Source organism: Martelella mangrovi (assembly GCF_040545495.1).
GTDB lineage: Bacteria > Pseudomonadota > Alphaproteobacteria > Rhizobiales > Rhizobiaceae > Martelella > Martelella mangrovi.
Genome location: NZ_JBEPLY010000004.1, coordinates 139,713 through 156,449, shown reverse-complemented (window position 1 = coordinate 156,449; position 16,737 = coordinate 139,713). Strand labels below are relative to the sequence as shown.

Annotated in this window: 12 protein-coding genes; 7 read left to right on the top strand and 5 right to left on the bottom strand. The window is 59.6% G+C overall.

All coding sequences use genetic code 11. The features are described from left to right. Positions 1 to 28: 28 nt before the first annotated feature. Positions 29 to 547, bottom strand: a complete 519-nt coding sequence (locus ABID12_RS07605) for an NUDIX hydrolase (RefSeq protein ID WP_354433712.1) — start codon at positions 545 to 547, stop codon at positions 29 to 31. Positions 548 to 1,015: 468 nt separating this feature from the next. Between ABID12_RS07605 and ABID12_RS07600 the strand changes: the two genes are divergently transcribed. The 6 genes from ABID12_RS07600 to ABID12_RS07575 all read left to right on the top strand — a co-directional run bounded on the left by ABID12_RS07600 (position 1,016) and on the right by ABID12_RS07575 (position 9,319). After that, complete coding sequence (locus tag ABID12_RS07600) at positions 1,016 to 2,611, top strand: ABC transporter substrate-binding protein (RefSeq protein ID WP_106309659.1); 1,596 nt, start codon at positions 1,016 to 1,018, stop codon at positions 2,609 to 2,611. Positions 2,612 to 2,677: 66 nt separating this feature from the next. Further along, positions 2,678 to 3,685, top strand: coding sequence for an ABC transporter permease subunit (locus ABID12_RS07595; protein ID WP_106309662.1), 1,008 nt, complete (start codon positions 2,678 to 2,680; stop codon positions 3,683 to 3,685). Positions 3,686 to 3,695: 10 nt separating this feature from the next. Next, complete coding sequence (locus ABID12_RS07590; protein ID WP_106309665.1) at positions 3,696 to 4,604, top strand: ABC transporter permease subunit; 909 nt, start codon at positions 3,696 to 3,698, stop codon at positions 4,602 to 4,604. A 4-nt stretch (positions 4,605 to 4,608) separates the two neighbouring features. Beyond that, positions 4,609 to 5,451, top strand: a complete 843-nt coding sequence (locus tag ABID12_RS07585; protein ID WP_106309669.1) for an ABC transporter ATP-binding protein — start codon at positions 4,609 to 4,611, stop codon at positions 5,449 to 5,451. After that, positions 5,448 to 6,296, top strand: coding sequence for a dipeptide ABC transporter ATP-binding protein (locus ABID12_RS07580; RefSeq protein WP_354433711.1), 849 nt, complete (start codon positions 5,448 to 5,450; stop codon positions 6,294 to 6,296). Before ABID12_RS07585 ends, ABID12_RS07580 begins: the two co-directional genes overlap by 4 nt. Positions 6,297 to 6,874: 578 nt before the next feature. After that, positions 6,875 to 9,319, top strand: a complete 2,445-nt coding sequence (locus ABID12_RS07575; protein ID WP_354433710.1) for a glycoside hydrolase family 94 protein — start codon at positions 6,875 to 6,877, stop codon at positions 9,317 to 9,319. A 173-nt stretch (positions 9,320 to 9,492) separates the two neighbouring features. On the opposite strand, the gene ABID12_RS07570 is transcribed toward ABID12_RS07575, so the two are convergent. Continuing rightward, entirely contained in the window at positions 9,493 to 10,101 is a 609-nt protein-coding gene (locus ABID12_RS07570) for a TetR/AcrR family transcriptional regulator (RefSeq protein WP_354433709.1), read from the bottom strand. A 158-nt stretch (positions 10,102 to 10,259) separates the two neighbouring features. Between ABID12_RS07570 and ABID12_RS07565 the strand changes: the two genes are divergently transcribed. After that, a complete protein-coding gene (locus ABID12_RS07565) occupies positions 10,260 to 10,664 on the top strand; it encodes a RidA family protein (protein WP_354433708.1) in 405 nt (134 codons plus the stop codon). A gap of 91 nt (positions 10,665 to 10,755) precedes the next feature. On the opposite strand, the gene ABID12_RS07560 is transcribed toward ABID12_RS07565, so the two are convergent. The 3 genes from ABID12_RS07560 to ABID12_RS07550 all read right to left on the bottom strand — a co-directional run bounded on the left by ABID12_RS07560 (position 10,756) and on the right by ABID12_RS07550 (position 16,672). After that, positions 10,756 to 12,126, bottom strand: coding sequence for a GH1 family beta-glucosidase (locus ABID12_RS07560; protein WP_354433707.1), 1,371 nt, complete (start codon positions 12,124 to 12,126; stop codon positions 10,756 to 10,758). A gap of 302 nt (positions 12,127 to 12,428) precedes the next feature. Further along, positions 12,429 to 13,613, bottom strand: a complete 1,185-nt coding sequence (locus ABID12_RS07555; RefSeq protein WP_354433706.1) for a Gfo/Idh/MocA family protein — start codon at positions 13,611 to 13,613, stop codon at positions 12,429 to 12,431. A gap of 134 nt (positions 13,614 to 13,747) precedes the next feature. Then, positions 13,748 to 16,672, bottom strand: a complete 2,925-nt coding sequence (locus ABID12_RS07550; protein WP_354433705.1) for a transporter substrate-binding domain-containing protein — start codon at positions 16,670 to 16,672, stop codon at positions 13,748 to 13,750. Positions 16,673 to 16,737: the final 65 nt, after the last annotated feature.

Here is a 16,737-nt window from a genome sequence, read left to right as displayed (position 1 = left end):
GCCTTTTGCGCCAAGAAAAAGCGCGCGGTTATTTTGTCCCGGGCAGGAAGCGCGCCCGCACCCGTTCATCGACCGCGTCGCTGTGTTCGGCGTCAAACCAGCGCGCGTCGTGCACTTCCAGAAGGTTTGGCGTCAATGTGCCCGAAACGAACGCGGCGAAGCGGATATCGAGATGATAGTGTTCCGGTTCGCCCTTCCTGCTGTTTTCCGGAATACGGTGCAGATCGAGGCTGACGGGCATCTCATCCGGGGCAAGTTCGGCGATCAGGCCGGTTTCCTCCCGGCATTCGCGGCAGGCAGCCTCCGCCGGCGTTTCGCCGGGGTCCAGATGACCGCCGGTCTGGAACCACTTGCCCGTCGCCCTGTGATGGATCAGCGCAATGCGCGCGGCGTCCGGCGAAAATGCAAACAACGAAGCCGTTGCGTGCACCGGAAAGGTGTGGCGGCTCGCATAGTCGACGGCGTCGTGCACAAAGGCGCTGTAGCGGGTGGAAAAGCGGGCGTCATAGGCGGCTATAACGGATTTTACAGTATTGTCCTGTTTCATGTTGCCTCTCCCGCCCTGTTCCGGTTTGACGAATGACAATAAACCGCGAACCTCTGCTTTCATAGCGAACCGGCGGGTCACCCTGTGGACAGTAATCTTGTGTAATCCAGACCCGTGTTGCGAGACATAGCATTGCGCGGAAGCTGCCTTAATTTGCCATTTTTGTCGTATTTCGCAAAGTTATAGCGATTTCATTGCGGTGTGACGATTTGCGATATGTCCGGTCTTTTGTTTTTTGATTGCATGGTCAAGAAAAAGCGCTAGTCTCGCCACAAGTGTGACATCTGCGGTTGGGGCAGATGAGCACGGGTCTTGATGACGTTGCGCTGTCCATAGCGGGCCGGACGTTGAGAAGGGTCTCCTGCACGACAGAACAGACTGATGACTGGCATTGCCGGAGACATTCTGCAGATCATGACGGGCCTTGCCCGTTTCAAAGGCTGATTTCACTTCAACAAGGGGAAAATGATGAAGAAACTGAAAGCTTTGGCTCTCGCTACGAGCGTCTTTGTCGCGCTTGGCGGTGCTGCCAGCGCCAAGACGCTCGTCTACTGCTCGGAAGGTTCGCCGGAAGGCTTCGATCCTGCGCCATACACATCCGGCACCACCTTCGATGCCGCCTCGCGCACGGTCTATAACCGTCTTGCCGAATTCAAGCACGGCTCCACCGAAGTCGAGCCCGGTCTTGCCGAAAGCTGGGATGTTTCCGACGACGGCCTGGAATACACCTTCCATCTGCGCCCGGGCGTCAAGTTCCAGACGACCGACTATTTCACGCCCACGCGTGAGATGAATGCCGACGACGTCATCTTTTCCTTCATGCGCCAGATGGATGAATCCAGCCCCTGGTATCAGTATGCGCCGGGCATTTCCTGGGAATATTTCAACGGCATGTCGATGCCCGAGCTCATCAAGAGCATCGACAAGGTCGACGACATGACGGTGAAGTTCGTGCTGAACCGCCCGGAAGCGCCGATGATTGCGAACCTGGCCATGGACTTCGCCTCCATCGTTTCCAAGGAATATGCCGATCAGCTTGAAGCCGATGGCTCGATGGAGCAGTTCAACCAGAAGCCGGTCGGTACGGGTCCGTTCACCTATGTTGCCTATCAGCAGGATGCCGTCATCCGCTACAAGGCCAACCCGGACTATTTCAAGGGCCAGCAGGCGATCGACAACCTGATCTTCGCCATCACCACGGATGCCGCCGTGCGTCGCCAGAAGCTTGAAGCCGGCGAATGCCAGATCATGCCTTATCCGGCGCCGGCAGACATCGAAGCGTTGCAGGAAAACGATGACCTGACGGTGATGGAGAAGGAAGGCCTGAACGTCGGCTACCTCGCCTACAACACCAAGATGGCGCCGTTCGACAATCCGAAGGTCCGCAAGGCGCTGAACATGGCGATCGACAAGCAGGCCATTCTGGAATCGGTGTTCCAGGGCGCCGGTGAAGTGGCCAAGAACCCGATCCCGCCGACCATGTGGTCGTATAATGACGACGTTCAGGACGATCCCTACGATCCGGAAGCCTCAAAGGCGATGCTGGAAGAAGAAGGCGTCACCGATCTCTCGATGAAGATCTGGGCAATGCCGGTTCAGCGTCCGTATAACCCGAACGCCCGTCGTATGGCCGAACTGATGCAGGCTGACCTCGACAAGGTCGGCGTCGATGTCGAGATCGTTTCCTATGAGTGGGGCGAATATCTGGCCCGTTCGTCTGCCGAAGACCGCGACGGTGCGGTTCTGCTCGGCTGGACCGGTGATAATGGTGACCCGGACAACTTCCTTGCCGTTCTGCTCGGTTGCGATGCTGTCGGCGGTTCGAACCGTTCGCAGTGGTGCTACCAGCCGTTCGAGGACCTGATCCAGAAGGCCAAGGTCACCTCGGATACCGAAGAACGGACCGAGCTCTACAAGCAGGCTCAGGTGATCTTCAAGGAACAGGCGCCGTGGAACACGATCGCCCACTCCAAGGTGTTCATGCCGATGACGACTTCGGTTGAAGGGTTCGTCATGGATCCGCTCGGCTACCACCGCTTCGACGACGTCGACATCACCGAATAACAAGAACGACATTCAGCATTGGGGCCGGCTTGTCCGGCCCCTTCGCAATGAAGGCGTAATCGCATTATGCTCAGATTTCTTTTCAGCAAACTGCTGCTGATCATTCCGACCTTTATCGGAATTACGATCGTTGCCTTTGGCTTTGTGCGTGTCCTGCCCGGCGATCCCGTGCTGCTTCTGGCCGGCGAGCGCGGCATGGACCCCGACCGCTATCAGGCGCTTCTTCACCAGTTCGGCTATGACCGCCCGGTCGTCATTCAGTATCTCGACTATGTGTGGGGCCTGCTGCATGGCGATTTCGGCATCTCGATTGCCACCAAGCAGCCGGTCTTCAGGGAGTTCCTGAACCTGTTTCCGGCAACCGCCGAACTTGGCCTGTGCGCGATGATCCTGGCGGTTGCCATCGGCATACCCGCCGGCATCCTGTCTGCGGTAAAGCGCGGATCGGTCTTCGACCAGGCCACGATGGGTATCGCGCTCACCGGCTATTCGATGCCGATCTTCTGGTGGGGGCTGCTGCTCATTATCCTGTTTTCCGGCATTCTGGGGTGGACGCCTGTCTCGGGGCGTATTTCGCTTCTCTACTATTTCCCCTCCGTCACCGGTTTCATGACCATCGACTCGTTGCTGTCGGGGGAAAAGGGGGCGTTTACCTCCGCGCTGTCCCACCTCATCCTGCCGTCGATCGTGCTGGCCACCATCCCGCTTGCGGTGATTGCGCGGCAGACGCGCTCTGCCATGCTGGAAGTGCTGGGCGAGGATTATGTGCGCACCGCCCGGGCCAAGGGGCTGGCAAACAAACGTGTTATCGGCGTTCATGCGCTCAGAAACGCCATGATCCCGGTTATCACGACCATTGGTCTGCAAATCGGCATGCTGATGGCGGGTGCTATTCTGACGGAAACGATCTTTTCGTGGCCGGGGATCGGCAAGTGGATGATCGATTCGATTTCGCGGCGCGACTATCCGGTGGTGCAGGGCGGGCTGGTGCTGATCGCCGGTCTGGTCATGCTCGTCAATCTGGTTGTCGATCTGCTTTACGGTCTCATCAACCCGCGTATCCGCCACCAGTAGGAGCTCAGCCATGTCAGACAACACGCTGGGCCAACCGGCCCGACAGAAAAATATCCGCCTGCAGATGCTCTCCGAATTCTGGCACTATTTCAGCCAGAACAAGGGGGCGGTCGTCGGACTTTGCATCATCGTGGCGCTGGTTCTGGTGGCCATTTTCGCCCCGCTGATTGCCCCGCACAATCCCGACCAGCAATATCGCGACATGTTCCTCACACCGCCGTTCTGGCAGGAGGGCGGCACGCTTTCCTTCCCGCTTGGCACCGATGCCGTCGGCCGCGATATTCTCTCGCGTCTGATTTTCGGTTCGCGCTATTCGCTGGCCATCGGCATGATCGTGGTGTCCATTGCGCTGCTGCTCGGCATCACGCTTGGCCTTCTCGCCGGGTTCTTCCGCGGCTGGGTCGATGTTGCGATCATGCGCGTCATGGACGTGATCCTGGCGTTCCCGCCGCTTCTTCTGGCGCTGGTGCTGGTTGCCGTTCTCGGTCCGGGCCTGTTTAACGCGATGATCGCGATTGCGCTGGTGTTGCAGCCCCATTTTGCCCGTCTGACCCGCGCTGCGGTGATGGCCGAGGCACGGCGTGAATATGTGATTTCGGCCCGTGTTGCAGGTGCGCGCAATCTGCGCCTGATGTTCAAGACCATTCTGCCGAACTGCCTTGCGCCGCTGATCGTTCAGGCGACGCTTTCGTTTTCGAACGCCATTCTGGAAGCGGCAGCCCTTGGCTTTCTCGGCATGGGTGCGCAGCCGCCGACACCGGAATGGGGCACGATGCTGGCCGAGGCGCGCGAGTTTATCCTGCGTGCATGGTGGGTCGTGACCTTCCCCGGCCTTGCCATCCTGATTACCGTGCTTGCCATCAACCTTGTCGGTGACGGGCTGCGCGATGCCCTCGATCCCAAGCTGAAGCGGAGTTAAGCCCATGCCGCTACTGGATGTTCAAAATCTTTCGGTCAGCTTTCCCACGGCAAACGGCCAGTCCACGGTCCTGCACAAGGCGTCCTATACAGTCGACGCGGGCGAGGTTCTGGCCATCGTCGGCGAAAGCGGCTCGGGTAAATCCGTCGCCATGCTCGCCGTCATGGGCCTGCTGCCGCCGACGGCAACGGTCACGGCCGATCGCATCGCCTTCGAGGGGCGCGATATCTCGCACCTTTCGGCAAAGGACCGTCGCAGGATCATCGGCAAGGATATTTCGATGATCTTTCAGGAGCCGATTGCCAGCCTCAATCCGTGCTTTACCGCCGGTTTTCAGATTGACGAGGTTCTCAAACAGCATACCGATCTCGACAAGAAGGCCCGCCATGCGCGCGCGCTCGAGCTTTTGAACGATGTCGGCATGCCGAACCCGGAAGATCGACTGAAAGCCTATCCGCATCAGATGTCGGGCGGTCAATGCCAGCGCATCATGATCGCGATTGCCATGGCCTGCTCGCCGAAGCTGCTGATTGCCGACGAACCGACAACCGCGCTCGACGTGACGATCCAGAAGCAGATCCTCGATCTGCTTGCGCGCCTGCAGGCCGAAACCGGCATGGCCCTGATCATGATCACCCACGACATGGGTGTTGTCGCCGAAACCGCCGACCGTGTGATCGTGCAGTATCAGGGCCGCAAGATGGAGGAGGCCGATGTGCTTACCCTGTTTGAAAATCCTGCACACGCCTACACCAGAGCCCTGCTTTCCGCGCTTCCCGAAAACGCCACCGGCGACCGGTTGCCGACGATCGATTATGCGGCGGACTACACGGGAGAACAGGCATGAGTGATATCGTTGCTGCGGGCAGAAACATCGTCCGCGATTACATCGTGCCGGGCGGGATGTTCCACAAGGCCCGCACCGTCAGAGCGCTGAAGGGCATCGATTTTTCGGTCGAGCGCGGCAAGACGCTGGCGCTGGTCGGCGAATCCGGCTGTGGCAAGTCCACGCTTGCCCGGATCATCACCATGATCGACGCCCAGACCGACGGCACGCTCGAGATCGGCGGTCAGTCCATCGACATCAACAAGCACCGGCCGACGGCCGAGATGCGCCGCAAGGTGCAAATCGTGTTCCAGAACCCCTATGGCTCGCTCAATCCGCGCCAGAAGGTCGGCGATGTGCTGATGGAGCCGCTGCTTCTCAATACCGACATGAGTGCCGCCGACCGCCGCGACAAGGCGCATGACCTCCTGAAGAAGGTCGGCCTTGGCCCGGAGCATTTCGAACGCTATCCGCACATGTTTTCCGGCGGCCAGCGTCAGCGTATCGCCATCGCCCGCGCGCTGATCCTCAATCCAAGCCTGCTTGTGCTGGACGAACCGGTCTCCGCGCTCGATCTTTCGGTGCAGGCGCAGATCCTCAACCTTTTGGCCGACCTGCAGGACGAGTTCAACCTCACCTATGTGTTCGTCAGTCACGACCTTTCGGTGGTGCGTTATATCTGCGACGAGATCATGGTGATGTATTTCGGCGAGGTGGTGGAGCGCGGTACGCGCGATCAGGTGTTCACCGATCCGCAGCACGAATATACGCAGACGCTGTTCAAGGCGACGCCACGGGCCGATGTCGACAGCATCCGCGCCCGTCTGGCAGCCAAACAGGCGAAGACGCAGTCTTCGGCAGGCTGAAACAGCGGCGGCCCCTTCACGAGGGGCCACGACTCCCGGCGTGTTCCGGTCATGGAGCCGGACGTTGTCCCGGTTGCCTTCTTCTCAAGGCATGCCCGGGCCTTGTGCATATCACCCGATTTTCCTTCTGTACACGGTGCGCGCCCGGATTGCTTCCGGGCGTGTTGTCGTTTGGTGCGGCGATGGTGGGACGTCGCCGACGAAGTGACTTTGCCGGCGCGCGCACCGCCCTCTTTTCATTGAGAATACGGTTTGTCGCTGTTCCATCAGGCGTCGCGTCCAGGCGACTGAAATTATCGAACTGAAACGATACAGTTTTCCAGATAACGTGTTTGCCATCCTGTTGCGATGTCGGGTTTTGCCCGATATCGGTGGAGTCTGACCTATGCTCAGAGTTTACTGATATCTCGATATAAAAGCGGTTTGAATGCAGAAAAAATGCGAAATAAGCATGTTTTTCTTTTGAGCCATGCGAGAATGTGTTAGGCGATGGGAGCAGGAGGATGCGCGTCAGAACAATCTGCAACGATACGGATTGGCCAGACTGATGTGCGGCACGCTAGGAACGGGAACACATCATGAAATACGGTTTTTTTGACGATCAGGCGCGCGAATACGTCATTACGCGACCGGATACGCCCTATCCGTGGATCAACTATATCGGCTGCGAAGGATATTTCGGCATTCTGTCGGCAACCGGTGGCGGCTATTCCTATTATCGTGACGCGCGGCTGAGGCGCATTACCCGCGGCCGTTACAACAATGTGCCTTACGACAATGGCGGGCGGTATGTGTATGTCCGCGACAATACGGATGGCGATGTCTGGTCGCCCTCGTGGATGCCGACCCAGTCGGAGGTGGAGGATTTCTCCTGCCGCCACGGCATGGGCTATTCCACCATCGGCTCCAAGCGAAACGGCATCCGCGTTTCCAACCGCTACTTTGTGCCGCTCGGCGAAACGCTGGAAATCTGGCAGCTGACCGTCACCAATGAGCGTCTCGTTCCCGCCGATCTGTCGCTGTTCTCCTCGGTCGAGTTCTGCCTGTGGGATGCGCTCGACGATCAGAGCAATTTCCAGCGCAATCTCTCGACCGGACAGGTCGAGGTTGAGGACGAGGTCATCTTCCACAAGACGGAGTATCGCGAGCGGCGCAATCATTTTGCCTGGTTCGCCTGTTCGGAAGCGCTTGCCGGTTACGACACCAGCCGCGAGGAATTCCTCGGCCCCTGGCGCGGCTGGGACAAGCCGGCCGCCGTTACCGAGGGCCGATCGCGGAACTCCGAAGCGCATGGCTGGTCGCCGATGGGTTCGCATCATGTGAAGATGACGCTTCAGCCCGGCGAGACCCGTCAGGTGATTTTCGTTCTTGGCTATCACGAGAATGACAGGGACGAAAAATTCGACCCGCCCGGTTCGCAGCGCGTCAATAAATCGACGGTGATGCCGATCATCGAGAAGTACCGCAAGGTCGAGAATGTCGAGGCTGCCTTTGCGGCGCTGGCCAAACACTGGGACGATCTTCTCGGTGTCTATCAGGTGTCCTCGCCTGACGAACATGCCGACCGCATGGTCAATATCTGGAATGCCTATCAGTGCATGGCGACCTTCAACATGTCGCGCTCGGCGTCCTCGTTTGAAAGCGGCATCGGCCGGGGTCTCGGCTTCCGCGATTCCAACCAGGACCTGCTCGGCTTCGTGCATATGGTGCCCGCGCGCGCCCGTGAACGTATTCTCGATATCGCCGCAACCCAGCTTGCCACCGGCGGTGCGTATCATCAGTATCAGCCGCTGACGAAAAAGGGCAATAACGACATCGGCGGCGATTTCAACGATGACCCGCACTGGCTGATTATCGGTGTCGCGGCCTATCTGAAGGAAACCGGCGATTTCTCCATTCTTGAGGAACCGGTGGCCTTCGACACCACGCCGGGCACGGAAGAACCGCTTTACGCGCATCTTCAGCGCTCCATGCAGTATGCGCTTGACCGGATCGGCCCGCACGGCCTGCCGCTGATCGGCCGTGCCGACTGGAACGACTGCCTGAACCTCAACTGCTTTTCCGACACGCCCGGCGAAAGCTTCCAGACCACCACCAGCAAGGACGGCAAAGTTGCCGAATCGGTCTTCATCGCCGGGCTGATGGTTCTCTCAGCCCGCGAGCTTTCCGATATCGCAAAGGAAAGCGGCCGCAGTGACGACGCCGAACGCTATGCGAAAGTGGCAGCCGATATGGACGCCACGATCCTCGAACATGGCTGGGACGGCGAATGGTTCCTGCGCGCCTATGACGATTTCGGCCGTCCCGTCGGTTCGAAGGAAAATGAGGAAGGCAAGATCTTCATCGAGAGCCAGGGCTTCTGCGTGCTGGCCGGTGTCGGCGTCGAAGACGGCAAGGCCCGCAAGGCACTCGATTCGGTCGCAAAACACCTGGCAACGCCGCACGGCATCGTCGTGCTGCAGCCGGCCTATACCAGATACTATATCGAATACGGTGAGATCTCGACCTATCCGCCGGGTTACAAGGAAAATGCCGGCATTTTCTGCCACAACAATCCGTGGGTGGTGATTGCCGAAACCGTGCTGGGCAATGGCGATGCGGCGTTTGATTATTACACCCGCATCAACCCTTCGGCGCGCGAGGGCATTTCCGATACGCACCGGTTGGAACCTTACGTCTATTCGCAGATGATTGCCGGCCGCGATGCGACCCGTTTTGGCGAGGCGAAGAACTCCTGGCTGACGGGAACGGCCGCCTGGAATTACTATGCCATCACCCAGTTCATCTTCGGCATACGTCCGGAATATGAGGGCCTGCGCGTGGCGCCGGTGATTCCGGAGCGCTGGAACGGCTTTTCGGTCAAGCGCACATGGCGCGGCGTGACCTACGATATCACCGTTACCCGCAAGGGGCCCGGCAATTCCGTTGCACTGACCGTCGATGGTGTGGCGATAGACGGCAACCTGATCGCGTCACCGGCTGAAGGCGTGACGGCGGTCAAGGTCGAGGCTGTCATCGGCTAAAGAGGCTTCATGGCACCGCAGCGCCGGATGATCGCGGGTTTATCTTCTTCCCGCAAACACCTGAGCCCGCTTTCTTGCCGATGCAGGTCTGCGGGCTCTTTTTGTTGACTGCCCTAAGGCAGCGGCGGTTCACGGGTGCTTTTGCTAAAACCCGCTGCTCCGAAGTGTGCGTGCTATCTGCCGGCGTCCTGATCCTTGTCGGCTAGCAGTCCCGCTGCAAGCGTGGAAAAGGCTTCGATGGCCTTGGGCAAGGTCTGTTCCGGGGCGTTGCTGGCCGCAATCCATGAGGCGGCGTTCAGCGCTGCGCCGGCGAGAAGCCGCGCGGCGGCTTCTGCATCCACGGGCTTCACGATACCGTTGACGATGAGGCTTTCGATGGCCTTTCGGGTTTCCTCGAGGCAGGCGTTCTGGCTCGGCCATTGCGACGGGTCGCCCAGAAAAGCCGGACCATCAAGAAGCACGATGCGCTGCACCTCGGGTTCGAGCGCCATTTCAATATAGGCAATGCCTTCCGTCAGCATCGCATCCCATTCATTCTCGGCTTTGGCGGCCTGCTTTCGCGCTTCTGTCGCCATTTCAGTATCGATCTGATGCACAACCGCTGCCAGCAGGCCGCGCTTGTCACCGAAATTGTGATAGAGCGCGCCGCGTGTGAGCCCGGCTTCGGCCGTCAGTTCGTCCATGGAGGCGGCGGCATAGCCCTTTTCGGCAAAGGCCTTGCGGGCGGCGGAAATCAGGCGCGCGCGGTTGGCCTCCATTTTCTCGGCTCGGATTCCGGCCATGAGATACTCCATTTTATATACGTGACGTATGTGAGCTGACATACATCGCGTATGCGAATAAATGACATACGCGGCGTATATCACATTAACGGCGCCGGGCGAAGAACCAAACCATCAGGCCGCTTCCGTCCGGTGTTCATGCTAAAAGGAGTTTTTCAATGGCAAAACGCGATGCCGTCTATCCCGCCGATCAGGATCGTCATGCACTCTATGACGCGCATGGCTATTCCTCGGCCGTTCGCACCGGCAACCTGCTCTTTGCATCAGGCCATGTCGGCAGCCGGCAGGATGGATCGCCTGAGCCGGATTTTGCGGCACAGGTGCGCCTTGCCTTCACCAATCTCGAGAACACGCTGAAGGCCGCCGGCTGCGATTTTGACGATATTATCGACGTGACAAGCTTTCATACCGATCCGGAGCGCCAGCTTGAGACCGTTCTTGCGATCAAGAGCGAGCGCTTTCCGGCAAAACCGTTTCCGACATGGACGGCCCTTGGCGTGACCTGGCTTGCCGGTTTTGATTTCGAAATCAAGGTTGTCGCCCGCATACCGGATGCTGCCTGACGCCTTGCTGCTCCAAAAGAGCGGGAAGCGGAAAATGAAAACGCCCGCAGCCGTTCTGCGGGCGTTTGTCATCAAATACCGAAACGAAATGTCAGGCGTTCGCGCTCTTTTCGAGGAATTCCTCGGCGAGCGCCTTGTACCACTTGCCGGAATTCTTCAGCGTGCGTTCCTGGGTCTCGTAATCGACGTAGATGAGGCCGAAGCGCATGTTGTAGCCTTCGGCCCATTCGAAATTGTCCATCAGGCTCCAGGCGTAATAGCCCTTCAGCGGAATACCGGCTTCGACCAGATCGGCGGCAATCGAAATGTGGTCGGACAGATATTCGGTGCGCGGCGCGTCGTCGACGATCCCGTTGACGGGAGCCATATTGTAGCAGGCGCCGTTTTCGGTGATGTACATTTCGGGCAGGTCGTAGCGCTGATAGACCTGTTCGGTCAGCATTTTCATACCCGGCGCGTAGGTTTCCCAGCCGATATCGGTGATGACATTGTTGACCGGCGCACCGGTGCTGACGGCGGGATATTCCGCACCTGACGCACTGTCGTCGGCAACACGGTCGGGCTTGTAATAGTTCAGGCCCCACCAGTCGAGATTCTGGCTGATAAGGGCGAGATCACCGTCTTCGATCACCGGCATCCGGTCGCCCAGCGCCGCCATGAAGCCGTCCGGATAGGCGCCCTTGAAGATCGGGTCGAGGAAGACGCCATTGTTGAACTGGAAGCTGCGTTCGGCAGCCGCGTGATCGGCCTCCGTCTCGCTGACGGGATAGAAGGCGTGAAGATTGAGGACGATACCGGCCTTGACGTCCGGCGCTTCCTGCCTGATGGCCTCGACGCCGAGCCCGTGGGCAAGGTTGACGGTGTGCAGGGCGGCAAGCGCTGCGTCCATGGATTTTTCGCCCGGCGCATGAATACCGTAAAGATGGCTGAGCCAGACGATGCACCAGGGTTCGTTGAAGGTCGAAACCAGATCCAGGCGATCGCCGAGGCGCTTCATCACCGTCTGGACATAGCGCTGATAGGCATAGGCCGTGGACCGCGCCGTCCAGCCGCCGTCGCCGGCAAGCGTCAGCGGCAGGTCCCAGTGGTAAAGCGTGGCATTGGTTTTCAGTCCGCGCGCCTTGCAACCGTCGATCAGGCGGTCGTAGAAATCGAGCCCTGCCTCGTTCACCGGCCCGCGGCCGTCGGGAATGATGCGCGGCCATGCAATCGAAAACCGGTAGGTCTCGACGCCGAGATCCTTCATCAGGTCAAGGTCGTCTTCCATGCGGTGGTAATGGTCGCAGGCGACATCGCCGGTATCGCGGTTGTGCACGCGCCCGGGCATATGGCTGAACGCATCCCATATGGACGGCTTGCGGCCGTCTTCGCGGGCTGCACCCTCAATCTGGTAGGAGGCGGTGGCAACGCCGAAAATGAAATCTTCCGGAAAGCGTCGTGCAAGCTGTTTCGGGTCAATCATGGTCGGTTCCTTTACATGACGATCCGGTATACGGCCGCAGCCTGTCGGCGGATCGGGTCCTGTCGTTTTTTGCAGTCTCCTCTAGTGGAGTTCAGCCTGTTTGTACATAAACGCAAACGTGAAACTGAAACGTTGCAGGATTTCCTGAAACGCCGTTGCCGATTTGCGTCAATGCCTGATTGTGGTCAAGAAAAGCGGCTGCCGCCGTGGCCTGCACGAGAGCTTTCAGGAGACAAGACAGTGCCTCCCGGGGCTTGCCGGGCCTCGGGCGGAGAGAAAGCTTTCAGCGGCGGGCTGCCGGGTCAGACATCCAGCCTGATCCACTTGCCGTCGGCGTTTGACGAAGCCACGCAGGCTTCGATGAAGGCAAGGCCGATCACGCCGTCCTCGATTGTCGGATAAACAACGTCCTCGGGCGTCTTGCCATCGCGGAATGCCCTGATGGCGCGGGCGGCTTCGCAATAGAGATTGGCAAAGCCTTCCAGATAGCCTTCCGGGTGGCCGGCGGGGATGCGCGAAACACGGGTCGCAGCCTCCAGAGCGTCGGCTCCGTTGCGCGAAAGCAGGCGTTTGGGCTCGCCGAAGGGCGTGAACCACAGATAGTTCGGGTTTTCCTGCATCCACTGGACGCCGCCCTTGGTGCCGCAGATCTTGAGCTGCAGGCCATTTTCAAAGCCGGGCGCCACCTGGCTTGCCCACAGCATGCCTTTTGGTCTTACGCCGTTCTTCTCCTTGAAACGCAGCATGATATGGGCGTTGTCATCAAGCTGGCGGCCTTCCACGAAAGTATCGAGATCGGCCGAAAGGCTCTCCAGCTCGGCGCCGGAGGCAAACAGCGCAAGATTGAGCGCATGGGTGCCGATATCGCCGATCGCGCCGCCGGCGCCCGAGCGCTTCGGGTCGGTGCGCCATTCGGCCTGTTTGGAACCTTCGCGCTCGGCCGGTTCGGTCAGCCAATCCTGCGGGTATTCGGCGTGGATCAGGCGAATATCGCCGAGATCGCCATTGGCAATCATGGCGCGGGCCTGCCGGATCATCGGATAGCCGGTGTAGTTGTGGGTCAGGATGAACAGCGCATTGGCCTTGTCGGCGGTGGCTTTCAGCGCCTTGGCGTCGGCGAGGTTCCAGGTCACCGGCTTGTCGCAAATGACATGGATGCCCTTTTCGAGAAAGGCCTTGGCCGGTTCGAAATGCATATGGTTCGGCGTGACGATCGCGACCACCTCGATGCCGTCTTCGCGCGCGGCCTCCTTTTCCGCCATCTCCTCATAGGAGCCATAGGTCCGGTCGGGATCGAGACCCAGTTCCTTGCCGGAGGCCAGCGCCTTTTCCGGTGTTGAAGACAGCGCGCCGGCGACAAAGGTAAAGTGGTCGTCGAGCCGGGAGGCCATGCGGTGCACGCCGCCGATAAAGGCCCCGGACCCGCCGCCAACCATGCCCAGCCGGATGCGGCCTGAATGGATTTCGTCTTTGCCTTCGATAGCCATTTGTTTTCTCCTCAATGTGTTGTCCGGGGCGCATACCGCTGCATGCATGTTCCGGCTTTACCGGAATGCATGAGATCCGACATGGTTCTGCCGCGCTGGTAGCTCTTGCTGACGAGTGGCTGCGGCCAGGTGGGTCAAAGATTGCCGTTCACGCGATTGCGCCCGTTCCTCTTGGCATCGTAGAGGTGCGAATCCGCAATGTCGATAAACCGTTCAAGTGTATCGGTCTTGCCCGGAACAGTGGAATAAAAACCGATGCTGATCGTCAGGCTGAAGGTCTCGCCGTCAATCCGTGCCGGGTTTTCCTCCACCTTTTTGCGTAGCTTTTCGAGAAATGCCCGGATCTGGTCCGTCTCGCCGGACAGCGTATAGGCCACGAATTCCTCGCCGCCGTAACGGGCGACGAGGTCGCCGGTTCGCCGGAAATGGTTATCCAGCAGTTCGGCCAGATGCTTGAGGCAGGCATCGCCGAAGACATGGCCCATCCTGTCGTTGATCGGCTTGAAGTGGTCGACATCGAGCATGACCGCGGTGAAACGCCGCCCACGTTCCCGGCAAAGGGCAAATTCCGCATCGCCGCGGTCGGTGAAATAGCCGCGATTGAAAAGCCCGGTCAGGCCATCGGTGATGCTGATCTCGTGCAGCTGGCTGTTGGCCCGGTTGAGCGCGCGGTTGAGCGAGCGCAGCTTGCGGACCCAGTAGAGAAACAGCACCAGCACAACGATACCGACCGAGGTCACGGCCAGCAGAAGGCGGTAGTCGACCCGCCGCTCGAAGGGTGCCAGCTTTTGCCGGCTGACAATGTGGTCGACGGCGTCGGGATCGAGATTGACGACAAGCTTGCCGAAAATCCGGCCCAGATCCGGTTCGTCGGGTGCGGTGGCGACCACCACCTGCAGGCCTTCGGGAATGCGCCCGGAAATCTTCACATCGTTTCTGTTCATGCCGGCGATCAGATAGGCAAGGCTGTCGAGCGGGCCGACGATGGCATCGAGATCGCCGTCTTCCATGGCTTCCAGTCCCTGTTTCTCGCTCTCGAGGTCGACAAGCGTGACATCGGGGTAACGGTTCGTGAGCAGGTCTTTCGGCACATGCGTGGGCACGATGCCGACCCGCTGGCCCTCAAGTTCGCGCAGGCTGTTGACGAACGGCGCCTGCAGCGGCGCAGCCACGGCGAGCGCGATGTCGAGATAGGGCGGCGCGAGATCGAATGTGGTGGAGCGCATGTTTTCGCGCGCCACGAAGGGCAGCACGTCGCAGCCGGCTGCAAGCGCGCTTTCGTTGTCGGTGTTCGGCAGCGCGATGGGTTCGATCTGCCGGTCGAAACGGCCACGCTCGCTCATCAGCCCGAGGATTTCGGCAACCGCACCGCCGAATGCGCCGTCATCGTTGATCGTCGTATAGGGCGGGGAGCGCGGCTCGACGCACACGCGGATCGTGCCTTTTTCGGAAAGATACCGTCGCTCGTCGCCGTCCAGCAGGTCGTGGCTGGTTTCCATGCCGGCAACCGGCGGGCCGAGCCAGCGCCGTTCCATTTCTTCCCAGCGCGACAGGGGGATGGATTCCAGCGCATGGTCGATAATGCTTTTCAGATAGGGATAGCGCGGGGAGACGCCAAAGCGCAGATCCTCCCGCTCGACGCCGTCCATCAGAAATTCGCCGCCGATCTGCACGTTGATCAGTCCCAGCTGCCGGATGATGGCGTTGCCGTTGCTAAGCGAGGTGACCGCCGCATCGATATCGCCGTCGGAGAGCGCCCGCATCAACGCTTCGCGGCTGCGGAAGCCGCGGACATGGTCGAAGCGTTCACGCAGGGCATCGGCGTAGTAGATGTCGCGGCTGATGCCGATGATTTTGCCTTCAAGGTCTTCAAGGCCGTGATAGGGGCCGTCGCCGGAGCGCAGGAAAACCGCGTTCGGCACACGGTAGTAGAGGTCGGAATAAAGCGTGTATTCGGCGCGCTTGTCCGTGTAGGAAATATTGGTGATCACATCGAGTTCGCCCGCGCGGAAACGTTCAAGCAATCCCGTCCAGTTGTCATAGACGCGTTCGAAAGCAAGCCCCGTAGACGATGCGATATATTGGGTGATGTCTTCGGCAAATCCCTTGCCGTTGCCGCTCTCGAGGAAGCTGAAGGGCTCGTAATCGGCCGAAAAGCCGATTTTCAGCGTTGGCGCATCCGAAACGAAGGCCTGCTCTTCGGGCAGCAGACGCAGCGGCCCCGTGCTCATCGCCCGGTCGCTGCGGTAGCCCAGCCAGCGCGCGGTGATGGCATCGAGGGTTTCCGTGGGAAGCGCGTCGACCGCCTTCGACAGAATGCCCGACAGCATCTTCGCGTCGGTGTTGCCGTCCCGGGTCATGACGCCGAAGCGAAAATCCTCCAGTGCGACGGCCGTCAGCGGTGGCGTTCCGGCATCGACAACATTGGTAAAGCCGTTTTCGCGCACGAAGTAATGTCCGGTCATCTCGGCGGCGAGCACGCCATCGACCCAGCCGAAGGCAACGGCGGCCATCAGATCGCGATAGGTGGCGTAACTGACCGGCGTCATGCCGGCTTCACTGAGCGCATCGGCATAATAGATATCGCGGATGATGCCGATGCGCTTCTGTTTCAGCCCTTCCAGCGTGACCGGTTTTTCAAGCGGGTGGTCGACATTTTCGAAGAGTACGGTGCGGCGCAGATGATAGGGATCGGTGAAGGTGATGAAGTGGCTGCGTTCCTCGGTTTCGGATATATCGGCGATCACATCGAGCCCGCCGGCGCGAAACTGGCCGTAAACCTCCGACCACGAGCCCATGCGCAGCTTGAAATCAAGCCCGGTCATGGTGCCGATCGCGCCGATGACATCGACAGTCCAGCCCATGATGTTGCCGTTGCGATAGAAGGAATAGGGGTCGTTGTCGGCCACCACGCCGATTCTTACCGCTCCGCGTTCGGCAATCCAGTCGCGTTCATCAGCGCTCAGCTCAAGATCGGACGCGCGTGCCGGCGTTCCGGCGGACAGGAGCGTAAGGAAAGCAACTGCGATTATCGCCAGACAGTATGCGATGCCGGACAAGATGGCCGGGCAGATTGGAACATTGCGAGCCCACCAAGCCTTGTCGTTTTTGTCCGTCACGTGTG